Here is a 15,325-nt window from a genome sequence, read left to right on the forward strand (position 1 = left end):
TCAAACGGGAACGACGGCAGCCAACTGGCGGAGGGGATTTCACGAGGCGAGCCGTAGCGCACGACCCGCCCCGATGCGGTCATGAACGAGAGGCGCGACGCGTCCTGGCGTGAGCCATGTGCGGACCGGATGGTCCGAGTGCGCCGCGCGCGGCGGGCGTCGTTCTCACGACGACGGCGTGATCCAGCGGGTCCGCCTACTTCGACTGCGCCGAGTCGCGCTGTTCGTCGAAGAACGCGCGCACATGCTCGGGCAGCTCCGTCGCGAGAAACTCGACGCCAACCGGTTCCGGATCCGGACAAAGCACCTTGTCGGGCGTCGGGATTTTCGTCGGTTTTGCGTCCATGATTTCTCTCCTGAATGACTACAACAATTGCGCTAACACGGTCGATGCGGCTATTGCGCCGCCGCATGCAGCCGAATTGCCGATTACGGTTCCTTCCATAGATGCGTTATCGGATCGCCACCGCTTCTGCTTGAGCCGAATCGGCGCGTTTCATCAAGAACGCATGATCGTTCGTGTCGGGACCGGAATGGCTTCGGTAATCGATTGCCGGCCGCTGTGTTCGTTGCTGCAAAAACTACGTTTTATCGCCTAGCGACTGCCGCCCCGCGAGCCGCATCCAGCTTGGGCTGTACCCCGAAAGGCATCAGCGCGTACTTAAACTGTAGCTTTTCCTCTATGGATATAACGATACCGGGAAACCAGCGTTGACGCTTCATGGTGCGCAGCGGAAAATGGCTCGTTGTTGTACGAAAGCGCACATATAAGACGAATCAGGCGCGCGGGTGCTGCCGAATGTGAAATCGCTGAAGCCGATTTTCGGTTCGAATCGCAAACCTGTTGTCGCGATGGCGATCGTTGCGAAAGTGCGAAAGATTGCGGGGGTTTCGAGAAACGCGGCGCAAAAAGCAAAACCCGCGACACATGCGTGATCGCGGGTTTTTAGTACTGCCTGAATTCTTGTGGTGCCGGAAAGAGGAATCGAACCCCCGACCTTCGCATTACGAATGCGCTGCTCTACCGTCTGAGCTATTCCGGCTCCGAATTTTTTCTTCGTTTTTTGCGTTCGTTTAGTTCGTCAGCAACGAAGAAGTGAGATTATGCAGAGCCTTTCTGGCTTTGGCAATACCTTAGATCAATTTTTCTTTTCGACGTGGTAGCGCGTCACGCGATCGACCTCGCTCTTCGAGCCGAGGAACACGGCGACGCGCTGATGCAGGCTCGTCGGAACGATATCGAGGATGCGCTGTTCGCCGTTGGTCGCGGCGCCGCCCGCCTGCTCGACGATGAACGACATCGGGTTAGCCTCGTACATCAGACGCAGCTTGCCGGGCTTCGACGGATCGCGCTTGTCGGCCGGATACATGAAGATGCCGCCGCGATTCAGAATGCGATGCACGTCCGCGACCATCGATGCGATCCAGCGCATGTTGAAGTCTTCCTTGCGCGGGCCGTCCTTGCCGTCGTTCAGCTCGCCGATGTAGCGCTGCACCGGCTCATACCAGTGACGGCTGTTCGACGCGTTGATCGCGTATTCGCGGGTCTCGACGGGGATTTTCATGTCGCGCTGCGTGAGCACCCAAGAGCCGAGCTCGCGATCGAGCGTGAAGCAGTTCACGCCGTGGCCGGTCGTCAACACGAGGACGGTTTGCGGACCGTACACCGCATAGCCCGCCGCGACCTGCTGCGAACCCGGCTGCATGAACGCCGCTTCGCTCGGATCGGCGCCGTCCGGGCAACGCAGCACCGAAAAGATCGTGCCGATCGACACGTTCACGTCGATGTTCGACGAGCCGTCGAGCGGATCGAACGTCAGCAGATAGTTGCCCTTCGGGTAGCGATTCGGAATCGGGAAGATCTTTTCCATTTCTTCCGATGCCATCGCGGCCAGATTGCCGCCCCATTCGTTGGCTTCGAGCAGGATTTCGTTCGAAAGCACGTCGAGCTTCTTCTGCACTTCGCCCTGGACGTTCTCGCTGCCTGCCGAGCCGAGCGCCTCGCCTAGGGCGCCCTTGCTGACGTGATAGCTGATCTGCTTGCAGGCACGCGCGACGACTTCGATCAACAGACGCAAGTCGGCAGGCAGGTTCTGATGTTCACGCTGCTGCTCGATCAGATACTTCGAGAGCGTGGTGCGGCTGGAAATGGAGGACATGCTTAGGCTCCGTGAGCGTTAGACGAATATTCACGATTCTAACCGCTCGATCCGGCCGCTCCATGTGACAGCGACCGCCTGCATCCGCCATAAGCGAGAACGGCCGCCGCGCGAGGTTCTCGCGCGGCGGCCGCTAAACACCAAAAACTCCCGACGAAACAGCGCTTAAGCAGCGAGCGCCTTTTCGACGACCTCGCGAACGTCGCGCGATTTCGCCTTCGCGGCGACGTCGCTCAACGCCGCGTGCATCTTCTCGCGCAACTGCGGCGTGAAGCGGCGCCACAGTTCGAGCCCGCGTGCGAGCCGCGCCGCGACCTGCGGATTGAGCGCGTCGAGCGCGATCACCTGTTCGGCCCAGAACGCGTAGCCGGAGCCGTCGGCGGCGTGGAATTGCGCGGGATTGCCGCTGCAGAAGCTGAAGATCAGCGAGCGCGCGCGATTCGGATTCTTGATGTTGAACGCCGGATGCTGCATCAGCTTGCGCACGATCTCGATCACCTTGCGATCCGGGCCGCCGCGCTGCGTCGCCTGAAGCGCGAACCACTTGTCGATGACGAGCGCCTCGTTCTCGAAGCGGCGATAGAAGTCCGCGAGCGCCGCGTCCGCGACGGTCGCATCCGCGCCCTTGGTCGCGCTCGCAAGCAGCAGCGCGGAAAGCGCCGCCGAGCGGTCGGTCATGTTGTTGGCGGCGTCGTACTGCGCCTGCGCGAGCTTGACGGCGTCGCGCGGATCGTCGAGCTGGCTGAGATAGGCGAGCGCGAGGTTCTTCAGGCCGCGCTTGCCCGCGTCTTCCGGCGTCGGACGATATTCGCCCGGCGTGCGGTTCGCTTCGTACGTCACGAGCCATTTGTCGCGCATTTGCGACGCGAGACGGCGGCTCATGAACACGCGCGCAGCGTGGACGGCGGCGGGATCGGACACGGTCATCTGCTCGGCCAGATAGCTCTCCGACGGCAGCATCAGCGCGAGCTCGCGGAAGGCGGGCGTGAGCGTGGTGTCGTCGAGCACGCGGGCGAACGCGGCGATCACCTGATCGTCGATGCCGAGTGCCTCGCCCTTGGCCGCGCGCTCGGCGAGCGCCAGCAACTCGCGCGTGGCGAGCCGCTGGCCGGCTTCCCAGCGGTTGAACGGATCGCTGTCGTGCGCGAGCAGGAACGCGAGTTCATCGTTCGTATAGTCGTATTCGACGATCACCGGCGCGGAGAAATTGCGCAGCAGCGACGGCAGCGGCGCCTCGTTCACGTCGACGAAAGTGAACGACTGCTCGCGCTCCGTGAATTCGAGCACGCGCGTCGTGCCGTTCGGTTCCTTCTCGCCTTCGAGGCGCAGCGGCAAGTCCGCGCCGCTCTGGCCGATCAGGCCGACCGAGAACGGAATCAGCAGCGGCCCCTTCTGCGTTTCGCGCGCAGCTTCCGACCCGTCGCCGTAACCCTGCGTGAGCGTCAGCGTGTAGCGCTTCGTCCCGGCGTCGTAATTTGCGCGCACCGACACGCGCGGCGTGCCCGCCTGGCTGTACCAGCGCTCGAATTGCGCGAGATCGCGATGATTCGCGTCGGCGAGCGCCTGGCGGAAGTCGTCGCAGGTCACGGCCTGGCCGTCGAACCGCTTGAAATACAGGTCCATGCCGCGGCGGAAGCCGTCGCGACCGAAAAGCGTCTGATACATCCGCACGACTTCCGAGCCTTTTTCGTAGACGGTCATCGTGTAGAAGTTGTTGATCTCGACGTAGCTTTCCGGGCGCACCGGATGCGCCATCGGGCCGGCGTCCTCGGCGAACTGCATTTGACGCAGCACGCGCACGTCCTCGATGCGCTTGGTCGCGCGCGCGGCGGCGCTCGCCGCGCCCTCGACGTCGCCGGCGGCCATATCGGCGGAAAATTCCTGATCGCGAAACACGGTCAGGCCTTCCTTCAGGCTCAACTGGAACCAGTCGCGGCAGGTCACGCGATTGCCGGTCCAGTTATGGAAGTACTCGTGGCCGACCACGGCCTCGATGTTGGAGAAGTCGGTGTCCGTCGCGGTTTCCGGGTTTGCGAGCACATACTTCGTATTGAAGATGTTGAGGCCCTTGTTCTCCATCGCGCCCATGTTGAAATCGCTCACCGCGACGATCATGAAGCGGTCCAGATCGAGCTCGAGGCCGAAGCGCTTCTCGTCCCAGCGGATCGAGTTGATGAGCGAATCCATCGCGTGACGGGTCTTGTCGAGATCGTGCGGCTCGACCCAGACTTGCAGCAGCTTTTCCTTGCCCGAGCCCGATTCGATGCGTTCCTCGATGCACACGAGCTTGCCCGCGACGAGCGCGAACAGATAACTCGGCTTCTTGAACGGATCTTCCCATTTGGCGAAGTGGCGGCCATCGGGCAGATCGCCTTCCTCGATCAGATTGCCGTTCGACAGCAGCACCGGACACGCAGTCTTGTCGGCGCGCAGCGTGACGGTGTAGGTAGCCATCACATCCGGGCGATCGAGGAAGTAGGTGATGCGCCGAAAGCCCTCGGCTTCGCACTGCGTGAAGAAGTTGCCACTGGAGACGTAAAGTCCGGAGAGCGTCGTGTTCTCGGCCGGATTGCAGATGCTCTCGATGCTAAGCTCGAAAGCATCCGCGGGAATACTGCCGATGGACAGTCCGTTTTCATTGACGCGGACATCCGCGTGCGCGACGCCGTCGATCGCCGCGCTCACGAATTCGAGCTGCTCGCCCATCAGTTCGAGGCGCGATGCGTCGCCTTGGGCGTCGGGGTTGCGCCGCAGCTTCATCGTGTTCTTCACGACCGTGCGCGATGGCACGAGGTCGAATTCGAGCGCGACGGAATCGATCAGGAACGCGGGCGGCGTGTAGTCCTGGCGGCGAATCACAGCGGATGCGGTCGTGGTAGACATGGCAAGATCTTCATGTTTGGATTGAACGGCGCCGGCGTCTCGCGCGTGCGCTTTTAGCGCACCAACGCGTGCGCGCCTGGTCGAATCATTGTACAAGCCGCCCGGCGATCGTGAATCGGGCGGCGCCACGCGTCGTGGACCCCACAAAACAAGGACGCCGCCATGCGACGCAAGGCGGTGCTGTCTATAACGGAGAAGGGTGCTGAACGAAGTGAGGACGACCATGAAATTCCCGATCAGGACGCTCGTCACATGGCCGCTGATGCTGGCGGCGATGTGGCTCGCCGGCTGCACGACCTACGTGCAGACGCAGGTCACTGCATTCTCCGACTGGAGCGGCAGCGACGCGACCCGCACCTACGCGTTCACGCGCAAGAGCGAGCAGCAGAACAGCATCGAGCAGACGACCTACGAGACGCTCGTCGCCAACGAACTCGCGAAGTACAACTTCCGTCAGGCGCCCGAGGCGAGCGCGAACTATCAGATCGCGATCGCCTATTCGGTTCGCGGCGACATGGTGACCGTGCGTCAACCGGTCTACTACGATCCGTGGCCGATGTACGGTCCGTGGGGCGCCGGCCCATACTGGGGCGGACCGTGGGGCGGGTGGGGGCCGTACGGTTCGTGGGGCGCGACGGGTTACGTCGATCAGAGCTATCCGGTCTATACGCACGCGCTGCAGATCCGCATGAACGACCGCAAGACCGGCCGCGAGACGTACAAGGTGACGGCGGTGAACGCGACGGGCGATCCGTCGCTGTATCAGGCGATGCCGTATCTCGTGCGCAGCGCACTGGCGGACTTTCCGCTCGGTAACGGCACCGTCAGAACGGTGACGCTGCCGGTGGACAAGAGCGGCGGCATGTCGAACGAAACGGCCGCGTCGGCCGGACCGAACGAGCGCAGCGTCGCACCCGCGCCCGCAGCGAAAACCGTCGATTGATCGGGCCGTCGCATCGACGCGAAAACGGCATCGGAATTTTTTGCCGTCATGCGCAGTGAGCATTGCCTTTTACGGCTTCGGGAAATGTTTCAAACACGCCCGCCGCCCTTGACTAAACAGGGAAATATCGCGGCGGCGCCGGGCCGCAATATATGCAGCTTCGGTCAATTAGCGATATATTCCCGGGATGACAAAATCGTGTCCGCCCAATCCTGAAGCCGTTCCCGAGCCCACCACATGGGATGCGCGGCTCGCACGCCGTCTCGTCACGCCGCTCGTCGGCACGCCGGTAACGCCCAACCATCTGACCACGCTGCGCCTCGCCATCGGCTTGGCTGGAGCGTGGTATCTGTCGCTCGGCCAGTTCTGGATGTGCACGCTCGGCGCGCTTCTGATCGCGCTGTCGAATTTCGTCGATCACACCGACGGCGAACTCGCGCGCATCAGCGGCCAGTCGAGCAAGATCGGCCATTTCTACGATCTCGCGTGCGATGCGCTCGTGACGGTGCTGCTGTTCCTCGGCATCGGGTTTTACGTGGCCGTGCATCATCCGTCGATGATCGTGCCCGCCCAATGGCTCGGCGGCATGGCGGGCGTGGCGGTTGCGCTGATCTTTTTCCTGCGCATGCGTATCGAATCGATGATCGGCAAGTCGGGCACGAAACAGGCGTCGTTGGCCGGATTCGAAACGGAAGACGTGCTGTATCTGCTTCCGCTCGTGACCATTCTGAACGGCATGACGCCGTTTCTGATCGCCGCGGCGATCGGCGCGCCGCTCTTCGCCATTTATGTGGCGGTGGACTATCAGCGCGTCGTCGCGCAGACGAAACGCCGCGCGCAGGCCACACGTGCAAAAGACGACAAAGATTTCCAGGCGGTGAGATGAGCGATACGGCAACTCCGGAGAGCACGCTGACACAACCGGCGCAGACGGCGACGACCGCGCGCCCGTCGAAGCGCGATATCGATTCGACGATGAACGCGCGCCTCGCCGCGCTGCAGACGCCGAAGCTGCGCGACGAGTACGGCCAGCAAGGCTCGTTTCTCTATATCGAAGACTTCCTGCCGCGCGACTACACGGAGCGGCTGATCGCCGCCGTGCGCGACGTGATGCCGTCCGTGAACCGCAACTATCTGCCGGGGCACAAGGCGGGCGGCAGCGTGAGCCGTCACACGCTCGACAAGCTCGCGCCGTTCATCGCCGACCTGTATCGATCGGAAGCGCTCATCAAGTGGCTGGAATCGATCACCGGCGACAAGCTGCAACTCTCGCCGGAGGACGATCCTCACGCCTACGCGCTTTACTTTTACACGAAGCCCGGCGACCACATCGGCTGGCATTACGACACGTCGTATTACGATGGCCGCCGCTACACGCTCCTGCTCGGCGTGATCGACGATTCGTCCTGCAAGCTCGATTACGAACTGCACACGAAGAATCCGGCGGTTCCCGATCAGCCCGGCTCCGTGCAATATCCGCCCGGCGCGTTCGTGTTTTTCGACGGCGACAAGCTGCGCCATCGCGTCACGCCGCTCGGCGAAAACGAGATGCGCGTGTCGCTCACGTTCGAGTACGTGACGAACCCGAACATGCGTCCGTTTCAGCGCTTCATCTCGAACATGAAAGACTCGATCGCGTATTTCGGATTCAGGCAGGTCTTTCGCCGCAAGGGCGGCAAGAACGGACAGGCATGAGCCGCGCGGGCACATTCCTGCTGTCGGTCGGCGTGGTGCTGTTCATCGCGCTGCTCGGCTGGCAAGGCTTCGGTTCGGTTGCATCGACGCTGGCCGCGGCGGGCTGGGGATTGATCGCGGTCGCGGCGTTTCACTTCGTGCCGCTCGTCGTCGATGCCGGCGCGATCAGCGTGCTCTTCTCCCGCAAGGAACGCGACGTGTCCCTGCGCGACGCCTTGCTCGCGCGCTGGGCCGGCGAATCGGTCAATAGCCTGATGCCCGCGGGCCAGATCGGCGGGCCGATGCTGATGGTCCGCTATCTCGCGCAGCGCGGCATGCGCGCGCGCGACGCGGCCGCCGTCATCACCGTCAGCACGACGATGCAGACCGTCGCGCAACTGATCTTCGCGCTGATCGGCGTCGTGCTGCTGACAGGCTATGCGGCGGGCGGCTCGTCATCGACGGTCACGATCGCCGTGCTCGCGGTGATCGGCGTGATCGGTCTGATGATCTTCGGTTTCTATCTCGCGCAGCGGCGCGGTCTCTTCGGCCGCGCGATGCGCTTTGCGTCCGGCATCGCCGCGAAGTTCTCGGCGAAGCGCGACTGGTCGTCGCTCGTCACGCGCGCCGAAGCCGTCGACGCCGCCGTCCACGAGATGTATCGCGAGCGCGGCAAGGTCGCGGCGAGCTTCGGGCTGAGTCTCGTCGGCTGGATCGTCGGCACGGGCGAAGTGTGGCTTGCGCTGCATCTGCTCGGCCATCCGGTCGGCTGGGCGGAAGCGTTGCTGCTCGAAAGTCTCGGCCAGGCGATTCGCGGCGCGGCCTTCGCCATTCCCGGCTCGCTCGGCGTGCAGGAAGGCGGCTATCTGCTGCTTGCGCGTCTGGTCGGCTTGCCGCCGGAAGCGGCGCTCGCGCTGTCGCTTGCGAAGCGCGCGCGCGAACTGCTGCTCGGCGTGCCGGGCATCGTCTATCTGCATTTCGTTGAAAAAGGCTGGCAGCGCCGCCGTCTCGCGCGCGTGCCGGATATCGACTGACCCACCCACGAAGGGAACACAAGCATGCGCGCAATTATTCTTGCGGCCGGGATGGGCTTGCGCCTCGTTCAGCCCGAAGGCCAGCAAAAGCCGAAGTGTCTGCTGCGCTTTGGTGATGCATCGTTGCTCGAACGTCATCTGCACTTTTTGAAAGCCGCGAACGTCGATGAAGTCGTCTTCGTGACCGGCTTCAAGAGCGAGCAGATCGAGGCGGAGCTTGCGGCGATCGACTGGAAGCCGAAGACGGAAATCGTCGTCAACGACGAATTCACGCTCGGCAGCGTGCTGTCCGTGCACACCGCGCGCGACGCGATGACGCGCGGCGGCGACGTCCTCCTGATGGACGCCGACGTGCTCTACGACGAACGCATCTTCGAGCCGCTCGTCGCGGGCGGCTCGTTGAATCGTCTGCTGATCGATCGCGATTTCGAAGCCGGCGACGAGCCGGTGAAGCTGTGCGTCGAGAACGGCGTGCCGGTCGAACTGCGCAAGCAGGTCGCGGCGGGGCTGAAGTACGACACGATCGGCGAATCTGTCGGCTTCTTCCGCTTCGATCACGCGACGGCCACGCGCCTCGCCGAAATCTGCGCCGATTATGTCGCGACGGGCCGCGCGAAGATGCCGCATGAAGAAGCGGTGCGCGACCTGTTGCTGGAAAAGTCCCACGCGTTCGATATCGCCGATGTGACCGGCGCGCCGTGGATCGAAATCGATTTTCAGAACGACGTGAAGCGCGCCGCGGACGAAGTGTTGCCGTCGCTCAACGCGCTGCGTCAGTTTGCAGGAGCCTCGCAACAATGAACGCACCCACGCAAATCCCGGTTGGCTACTCGCGCACGCTGCGCCTGCGCGAAATGCTGCAAAGCAACCGCCTCGAATTCCTGATGGAAGCGCACAACGGCATTTCGGCGCGCATCGCGAAGGAAGCCGGCTTCAAGGCGATCTGGGGCTCGGGCCTGTCGATCTCCGCGCAATTCGGCGTGCGCGACAACAACGAAGCGAGCTGGACGCAGGTCGTCGACAACCTCGAATTCATGGCCGACGCAAGCGATCTGCCGATCCTGCTCGACGGCGATACCGGCTACGGCAACTTCAACAACGTGCGGCGTCTCGTGCGCAAGCTCGAGCAACGCGGCATCGCGGGCGTGTGCATCGAGGACAAGCAGTTTCCGAAGACCAACAGCTTCATCAACGGCGAAGCGCAGCCGCTCGCGGATATCGACGAGTTCTGCGGCAAGATCAAGGCGGGCAAGGATTCGCAAAGCGATCCGAATTTTTCGATCGTCGCGCGCGTGGAAGCGCTGATCGCCGGCTGGGGCATGGAAGAGGCGCTGAAGCGCGCCGAAGCGTATCGCCAGGCGGGCGCGGATGCGATTCTCATCCACAGCAAGCTCTCGAAGCCCGACGAAATCCTCACGTTCGCGCGCGAATGGGCGGGGCGCGGTCCGCTCGTCATCGTGCCGACGAAGTACTACAGCACGCCCACCGATGCGTTCCGTCAGGCGGGCATCAGCTGCGTGATCTGGGCGAATCATCTGATTCGCGGCGCGGTTTCGGCGATGCAGGCGATCGCGAAGGAAATCCACGACAGCGAGACGCTCGTCAACGTCGAGGACCGCATCGCGTCGGTGAACGAGATTTTCCGTCTGCAGGACGCGGACGAATATTCCGCCGCCGAGAACATCTACCTGAGCGCGGCCAACGAGAAGCGCAGCGCGATCGTGCTCGCCGCGAGCCGCGGCGCGGGCCTCGAAGCGCTGACCGAAGCGCGTCCGAAGGTGATGCTGCCGGTCGCCGGCAAGCCGCTGCTGCGCCATCTCGTCGAGGCGTTCAAGAAGGAAAGCATCAACGACATCACCGTGGTCGGCGGATATCGCGCCGATGCGATCGAGAAGGGCGGCATCCGCCTCGTCGTCAACGAGAAGCACGAAAGCACGGGCGAACTTGCGTCGCTCGCGTGCGCCGTCCAGCACATGAACGGCGACACTGTGATTTCCTACGGCGACCTGCTGTTCCGCAGCTACATCCTGCGCGATCTGGTCGAGTCGGACAGCGACTTCTGCGTGGTCGTCGATTCGTCGCAGACGCTACAGGCGGGCGCGGCGGCAACCGATTTCGCGTACTGCTCGACCGCTGACGACCGCGCGCTCTTCGGCCAGAAAGTGTGGCTCGAAAGCGTGGTCGGCGCGGGCCAGATGATCGCCGATGGACGCGCGCCGCAAGGCCGCTGGATGGGCCTCGTCAAGGTGCGCGCCGCTGCGCGCGAACGCCTGCTCGCAACGCTCGGCGCGCTGCAGCAACGCGCCGATTTCGACACGCTCGACACGGCCGCGCTTCTCAACGCGCTGATCGCCGATGGCCAGAAAATCGAAGTGCAATACGTGCACGGCCACTGGCGCGGCGTGAACGATCTCGACGATTTCCGTCGCGCGGGCGATTTCGCGCACGGTCAGACGCCGATCGGCTCGGAAAGCACGGAGAACGCGCGTGATTGAGGCCGCCCAGTTTGTCGAGGCGGCGCGCGAGCGAGGCTTCGACTGGTATGCGGGCGTGCCGTGCTCGTTTCTGACTCCGTTCATCAACTACGTGTTGCAGGACGAATCACTGCATTACGTGTCGGCGGCGAACGAAGGCGACGCGGTCGCGCTGATCGCCGGCGTCGCGTTGGGCGGCGGGAAGAAGCGTCGCGGCATCGCGATGATGCAGAACTCCGGTCTCGGCAATGCCGTAAGCCCACTGACGTCGCTCACGTGGACCTTCCGTCTGCCGCAATTGCTGATCGTCACGTGGCGCGGCCAGCCGGGCGTCCACGACGAGCCGCAGCACGCGCTGATGGGCCCCATCACGCCGCAGATGCTCGAGACGATGGAAATCCCGTGGGAGCTGTTCCCCACGGAAGCCGGCGAGATCGGCCCGGCGCTCGATCGCGCGACCGACTACATGGACCGCACGGGCCGGCCGTACGCGCTCGTGATGCAAAAGGGCAGCGTCGCGCCTTACGAGCTGAAGAAAACCGGCTTGTCCGGCGTGCGCGTCAATGCGAATCCGGCGAGCGTGCAGCGCTTCGAAGGCGAGCGCGTGACGCGCCACGACGCGCTGCAAAAGGTCATCGCGAAGACGCCGAAGGATGCGACGGTCGTGCTCGCATCGACCGGCTTTTGCGGACGTGAGCTGTACGCGATCGACGACCGCGAGAATCAGCTCTATCTCGTCGGCTCGATGGGTTGTGTCACGCCGATGGCGCTCGGCCTCGCGCTTTCGCGTCCGGATCTGACCGTCGTCGCCCTCGATGGCGACGGCGCCGCGCTCATGCGGATGGGCGCGTTCGCGACGCTCGGCGCATACGGCCCGTCGAATCTCGTTCACCTGCTGCTCGACAACGGCGCGCACGAATCGACCGGCGGCCAGGCGACGGTGTCGCGCGAAGTCGATTTCGCGTCGATCGCATCGGCGTGCGGCTATGCGCTCGCGCTCGACGGCGACGACATCGGCGTGATCGATCGTCTCTTCGAAGCGAAGGATGTCGGCGGCGTGCGTTTCGCGCGGCTGTCGATCAGAACCGGCACGCCCGCCGACTTGCCTCGTCCGAAAATCACGCCCGAGGATGTACGCGCGCGTCTGCAACAACACATAGGAGGCCGTTGATGCTGCTGCTCAATCCGGGCCCTGTCACGCTGAGCGAACGCGTGCGCAAGAGCCTGCTGCAAACCGACTTGTGCCATCGCGAGCCGGAGTTCTTCGATCTGCAGGACGAAGCGCGCGAGCGTCTCGTCGCCGCTTACGCGCTCGATCCGGCCGTGTGGAGCGCCGTGCTGATGACCGGTTCGGGCACCGCAGCGGTCGAAAGCATGATCGCCGGGCTCGTGCCGGAAGGCGGGCGGCTGCTCGTCGTGGAAAACGGCGTGTATGGCGATCGCATCGCGCAGATCGCGAAGCAGTACGGGATCGATCACGAGGTCGTCAAATACGAGTGGATGCAGGCGCCGGACATCGACGCGATCATCGGCCTGCTCGACACGAAGAAGTTCAGCAATGTCGCGATCATTCATCACGAAACGACGACCGGCCGCCTGAACGCGATCGATCAGCTTTCGCGCGCGTGCAAGGAACGCGGCGTCGGTCTGTTGCTGGACGCGGTGAGCAGCTTCGGCGCCGAAGCGATCGATTTCGCGGGCGGCGGCATCGCCGCGATTGCCGCGACCGCGAACAAGTGCCTGCACGGCGTGCCGGGCGCGGCGTTCGTCATCGCGCGTCGCGATGCGCTGGCGCAGGCCGCGAGCCGCAACTATTACCTCGGCATCGCGCGCCTCGCGAAGCTGCAGGACGAGCGCAACACGCCGTTCACGCCGTCGGTGCATGCGTATTACGCGCTCGTCGAGGCGCTGCGCGAGTTCGAGGAAGAAGGCGGCTGGCGCGCGCGGCATCAGCGTTACGCGAAGCTCGCCGAACAGGTGCGCGCGGGGCTGGCTGCGCTCGGCATCGAGAGCGCGTTGCCGCCGGAAGAGTCGTCGGTGGTGTTGCGTGCGTATCGGCTGCCGAAGGGCGTCACGTATGAAACGCTGCACGACGCGCTCAAGGCGAAGGGCTTCGTGATTTATGCGGGGCAGGGCGGCCTGTCGAAGGAACTGTTCCGCATCTCGACGATGGGCGCGCTCGACGCGAACGACATGGATCGCCTGATTTCGTCGTTCGTGACGCTGCTGCGCTGATTACAGCTTGCAGAAAATCGCCGTGATGAAGGGCGCGACGTGGCGCACGACCGCGTCGCTGCCCGCCGCGCGCACTTTTTGCTCGACCTCGGCGTCGCCGCCCCAGACGACCGCGCCGTATGCCGCATCCCCGATCGGCTCGCCCTTGCCCTGCCTGAAGAGCGGATCGTCCTTCTGATACGCCACCAGCGCGTAGACCTTGAATCCATATGCCGTCAGCGTCGCGCCTTTCGCCGCGCGGAACGCGTTGATCGAGTTCGGCTCGACGCGCATCGGCTTCTTTTCCAGCAAATTGTTTTCTTGCAGCGGCGCGATAAAAGCGTGCGGCGTCGACTTGCAATCGAGTTGCGCATCGAGCGCTTCCGCGTGGGCGAGCGCGGCCAGCGACGCGAGCGTCATCGGCAGAACAAAGCGAACGAGTCGGGCAGCGATCATGGCGAAGCAGCGAACGTAACAGCCAGCACTTTAACGAGATTGCAACAAAAGTGCTCATTCCGTCGAGTGGATCGTCGCGGTTTGCGTGACGCTACATACAAAAACGCCCTTCGAAGGAAGGGCGTCGGTTGCGCGGATTCCTGAACGCGTCAGGCCGCCAGTTCCAGCTTCGCCGTGTTGCGCGTGTCGCGCGCGTGCACGCGCTTGCCGGCCGCGTAGGTCTCGAAGACCGCGCGATCGTCGCCGAGCAGCGCGAACGCGAACAGCAGTTCTTCCAGTGATTCGGTGCGCGACGTCCGGCGCGCGAGCAGCGGCGTCGAGTTCGGATCGAGCACGACGAAATCCGCCTCGCTGCCGGGCGCGAGCGTGCCGATCCTGTCGTCGAGTTCGAGCACTTGCGCGGCGCCTGTCGTCGCGAGCCAGAACATGCGCGTCGCGGTCAGATGATGGCCGGTGAGACGCGCGATCTTGTGCGCGGCGCCCATCGTCTGAAGCATGGAGAAGGACGTGCCGCCGCCGACATCCGTCGCGAGCGCGACCGGCATGTTTGACTCGCCAGCTTTCTCGAAATCGAACAAGCCGCTGCCGAGGAAGAGGTTCGAAGTCGGGCAGTGCGATGCAACCGAGCCCGTTTCCGCCATGCGCGCGCGGTCCTTGTCGTCGAGATGGATGCAGTGGCCGTACACCGCGCGGCGACGCAGCAAGCCGTAGTGATCGTAAATGTCGAGATAGCTGCGATGTCCCGGAAACAGGCTCTCGACCCATTTGATCTCGTCGGTGTTTTCCGCGACGTGCGTCTGGATGAACACGTCGTTGTGCTTCTGCGCGAGCACGCCGCATGCTTCGAGCTGCGCTTCCGTCGATGTCGGCGCGAAACGCGGCGTCAGCGCGTACTGCTGACGGCCGCGCCCGTGCCAGCGCGCGATGAGTTCGGCGCTGTCGTCGTAGCCGGATTGCGCCGTGTCGCGCAGAAACTCGGGGCAGTTGCGGTCCATCAGCACCTTGCCCGCGATCATGCGCGTGCCGCGCGCTTCGCTTTCAGTGAAGAACGCATCGGCGGATTGCTTGTGAACCGTGCAGTAGACGAGCGCGGTCGTCGTGCCGCACGCGAGCAGCTCGTCGATGAAAAAGCTCGCCGTCTCGCGCGCCACGGCGGGATTCTCGAAGCCGCGCTCGGTCGGAAACGTGTACGTGTTGAGCCACGGCAAAAGGCCCGGCGCGGGCGACGCGATCATGTCCGTCTGCGGATAGTGGATGTGCGAGTCGATGAAACCCGGCACGATCAGCTTGTCGCGCATCGTGTGGACGGTCGCGTCGGCGGCGAGCGTGTCGCGCAGCGACGCATACGCGCCTGCCGCGACCACTTTGCCGTCATCGACGACGAGGAGGCCATCGGCCTCGTACACCGCGCCGTCGGCGGCATGCGCGGGGTCCTCGCGAAAGGTCAGCAATTGGGCGCGGTAGGCGGTCTGAGTCATGGTGCAACGT

Annotated in this window: 14 protein-coding genes and 1 tRNA gene; 9 read left to right on the plus strand and 6 right to left on the minus strand. The window is 63.8% G+C overall.

What is annotated here, in order from left to right:
• Positions 1 to 196: 196 nt before the first annotated feature.
• Positions 197 to 346 (minus strand): hypothetical protein, encoded by a 150-nt coding sequence (locus NCR93_RS03890; RefSeq protein ID WP_008350916.1) that lies wholly within the window; start codon positions 344 to 346, stop codon positions 197 to 199.
• Between NCR93_RS03890 and NCR93_RS03895 the strand changes: the two genes are divergently transcribed.
• Positions 345 to 599, plus strand: coding sequence for a hypothetical protein (locus NCR93_RS03895; protein WP_175981764.1), 255 nt, complete (start codon positions 345 to 347; stop codon positions 597 to 599). The genes NCR93_RS03890 and NCR93_RS03895 overlap by 2 nt on opposite strands.
• 368 nt (positions 600 to 967) lie before the next feature.
• Here NCR93_RS03895 and NCR93_RS03900 read toward each other — a convergent pair.
• The 3 genes from NCR93_RS03900 to pepN form a co-directional block, all read right to left on the minus strand.
• Positions 968 to 1,043: transfer RNA gene (locus NCR93_RS03900), tRNA-Thr, on the minus strand.
• 96 nt (positions 1,044 to 1,139) lie between these two features.
• The gene (locus NCR93_RS03905; RefSeq protein ID WP_008350914.1) at positions 1,140 to 2,159 is read right to left on the minus strand and encodes a class 1 fructose-bisphosphatase; all 1,020 of its coding nucleotides are present in this window, start codon (positions 2,157 to 2,159) and stop codon (positions 1,140 to 1,142) included.
• Between the two features lie 165 nt (positions 2,160 to 2,324).
• On the minus strand, positions 2,325 to 5,042 hold the full coding sequence (gene pepN / locus NCR93_RS03910) for an aminopeptidase N (protein WP_175981766.1): 2,718 nt from the start codon (positions 5,040 to 5,042) through the stop codon (positions 2,325 to 2,327).
• A 223-nt stretch (positions 5,043 to 5,265) separates the two neighbouring features.
• Between pepN and NCR93_RS03915 the strand changes: the two genes are divergently transcribed.
• The 8 genes from NCR93_RS03915 to NCR93_RS03950 all read left to right on the plus strand — a co-directional run bounded on the left by NCR93_RS03915 (position 5,266) and on the right by NCR93_RS03950 (position 13,402).
• Entirely contained in the window at positions 5,266 to 5,985 is a 720-nt protein-coding gene (locus NCR93_RS03915) for a DUF4136 domain-containing protein (RefSeq protein ID WP_051079049.1), read from the plus strand.
• A gap of 187 nt (positions 5,986 to 6,172) precedes the next feature.
• Positions 6,173 to 6,871 (plus strand): CDP-alcohol phosphatidyltransferase family protein, encoded by a 699-nt coding sequence (locus tag NCR93_RS03920; protein WP_175981768.1) that lies wholly within the window; start codon positions 6,173 to 6,175, stop codon positions 6,869 to 6,871.
• On the plus strand, positions 6,868 to 7,680 hold the full coding sequence (locus tag NCR93_RS03925; RefSeq protein ID WP_175981770.1) for a HalD/BesD family halogenase: 813 nt from the start codon (positions 6,868 to 6,870) through the stop codon (positions 7,678 to 7,680). The genes NCR93_RS03920 and NCR93_RS03925 overlap by 4 nt, the downstream gene beginning before the upstream one ends.
• Positions 7,677 to 8,693, plus strand: coding sequence for a flippase-like domain-containing protein (locus NCR93_RS03930; protein WP_175981772.1), 1,017 nt, complete (start codon positions 7,677 to 7,679; stop codon positions 8,691 to 8,693). The genes NCR93_RS03925 and NCR93_RS03930 overlap by 4 nt, the downstream gene beginning before the upstream one ends.
• 24 nt (positions 8,694 to 8,717) lie before the next feature.
• The gene (locus NCR93_RS03935) at positions 8,718 to 9,494 is read left to right on the plus strand and encodes a phosphocholine cytidylyltransferase family protein (RefSeq protein WP_008350902.1); all 777 of its coding nucleotides are present in this window, start codon (positions 8,718 to 8,720) and stop codon (positions 9,492 to 9,494) included.
• Positions 9,491 to 11,188: a phosphoenolpyruvate mutase gene (aepX, locus tag NCR93_RS03940; RefSeq protein WP_175981774.1), complete on the plus strand. Its 1,698-nt coding sequence runs from the start codon at positions 9,491 to 9,493 to the stop codon at positions 11,186 to 11,188. Before NCR93_RS03935 ends, aepX begins: the two co-directional genes overlap by 4 nt.
• Positions 11,181 to 12,338, plus strand: coding sequence for a phosphonopyruvate decarboxylase (aepY, locus tag NCR93_RS03945; protein WP_008350898.1), 1,158 nt, complete (start codon positions 11,181 to 11,183; stop codon positions 12,336 to 12,338). The genes aepX and aepY overlap by 8 nt, the downstream gene beginning before the upstream one ends.
• The gene (locus tag NCR93_RS03950) at positions 12,338 to 13,402 is read left to right on the plus strand and encodes a 2-aminoethylphosphonate aminotransferase (protein ID WP_175981776.1); all 1,065 of its coding nucleotides are present in this window, start codon (positions 12,338 to 12,340) and stop codon (positions 13,400 to 13,402) included. The genes aepY and NCR93_RS03950 overlap by 1 nt, the downstream gene beginning before the upstream one ends.
• On the opposite strand, the gene NCR93_RS03955 is transcribed toward NCR93_RS03950, so the two are convergent.
• The gene (locus NCR93_RS03955) at positions 13,403 to 13,837 is read right to left on the minus strand and encodes a hypothetical protein (protein WP_008350894.1); all 435 of its coding nucleotides are present in this window, start codon (positions 13,835 to 13,837) and stop codon (positions 13,403 to 13,405) included.
• A gap of 149 nt (positions 13,838 to 13,986) precedes the next feature.
• Positions 13,987 to 15,315 carry a guanine deaminase gene (gene guaD / locus NCR93_RS03960; RefSeq protein WP_034471346.1) on the minus strand — a complete coding sequence of 443 codons (1,329 nt, stop codon included), beginning with the start codon at positions 15,313 to 15,315 and terminating at the stop codon, positions 13,987 to 13,989.
• Positions 15,316 to 15,325 lie beyond the last annotated feature (10 nt).

It is taken from the genome of Caballeronia sp. ATUFL_F1_KS39, from assembly GCF_023630985.1.
GTDB classification, from domain to species: Bacteria; Pseudomonadota; Gammaproteobacteria; order Burkholderiales; family Burkholderiaceae; genus Caballeronia; species Caballeronia zhejiangensis.

Excerpts from the sequence above, each read along its gene's own strand:
- guaD (WP_034471346.1), bottom strand. The coding sequence starts at position 15,315 with ATGACTCAGACCGCCTACCGCGCCCAATTGCTGACCTTTCGCGAGGAC.
- NCR93_RS03950 (WP_175981776.1), top strand. The coding sequence starts at position 12,338 with ATGCTGCTGCTCAATCCGGGCCCTGTCACGCTGAGCGAACGCGTGCGC.
- NCR93_RS03905 (WP_008350914.1), bottom strand. The coding sequence starts at position 2,159 with ATGTCCTCCATTTCCAGCCGCACCACGCTCTCGAAGTATCTGATCGAG.
- NCR93_RS03930 (WP_175981772.1), top strand. The coding sequence starts at position 7,677 with ATGAGCCGCGCGGGCACATTCCTGCTGTCGGTCGGCGTGGTGCTGTTC.
- NCR93_RS03925 (WP_175981770.1), top strand. The coding sequence starts at position 6,868 with ATGAGCGATACGGCAACTCCGGAGAGCACGCTGACACAACCGGCGCAG.
- aepX (WP_175981774.1), top strand. The coding sequence starts at position 9,491 with ATGAACGCACCCACGCAAATCCCGGTTGGCTACTCGCGCACGCTGCGC.
- NCR93_RS03920 (WP_175981768.1), top strand. The coding sequence starts at position 6,173 with ATGACAAAATCGTGTCCGCCCAATCCTGAAGCCGTTCCCGAGCCCACC.
- pepN (WP_175981766.1), bottom strand. The coding sequence starts at position 5,042 with ATGTCTACCACGACCGCATCCGCTGTGATTCGCCGCCAGGACTACACG.
- NCR93_RS03955 (WP_008350894.1), bottom strand. The coding sequence starts at position 13,837 with ATGATCGCTGCCCGACTCGTTCGCTTTGTTCTGCCGATGACGCTCGCG.
- NCR93_RS03890 (WP_008350916.1), bottom strand. The coding sequence starts at position 346 with ATGGACGCAAAACCGACGAAAATCCCGACGCCCGACAAGGTGCTTTGT.
- NCR93_RS03895 (WP_175981764.1), top strand. The coding sequence starts at position 345 with ATGATTTCTCTCCTGAATGACTACAACAATTGCGCTAACACGGTCGAT.
- NCR93_RS03935 (WP_008350902.1), top strand. The coding sequence starts at position 8,718 with ATGCGCGCAATTATTCTTGCGGCCGGGATGGGCTTGCGCCTCGTTCAG.
- NCR93_RS03915 (WP_051079049.1), top strand. The coding sequence starts at position 5,266 with ATGAAATTCCCGATCAGGACGCTCGTCACATGGCCGCTGATGCTGGCG.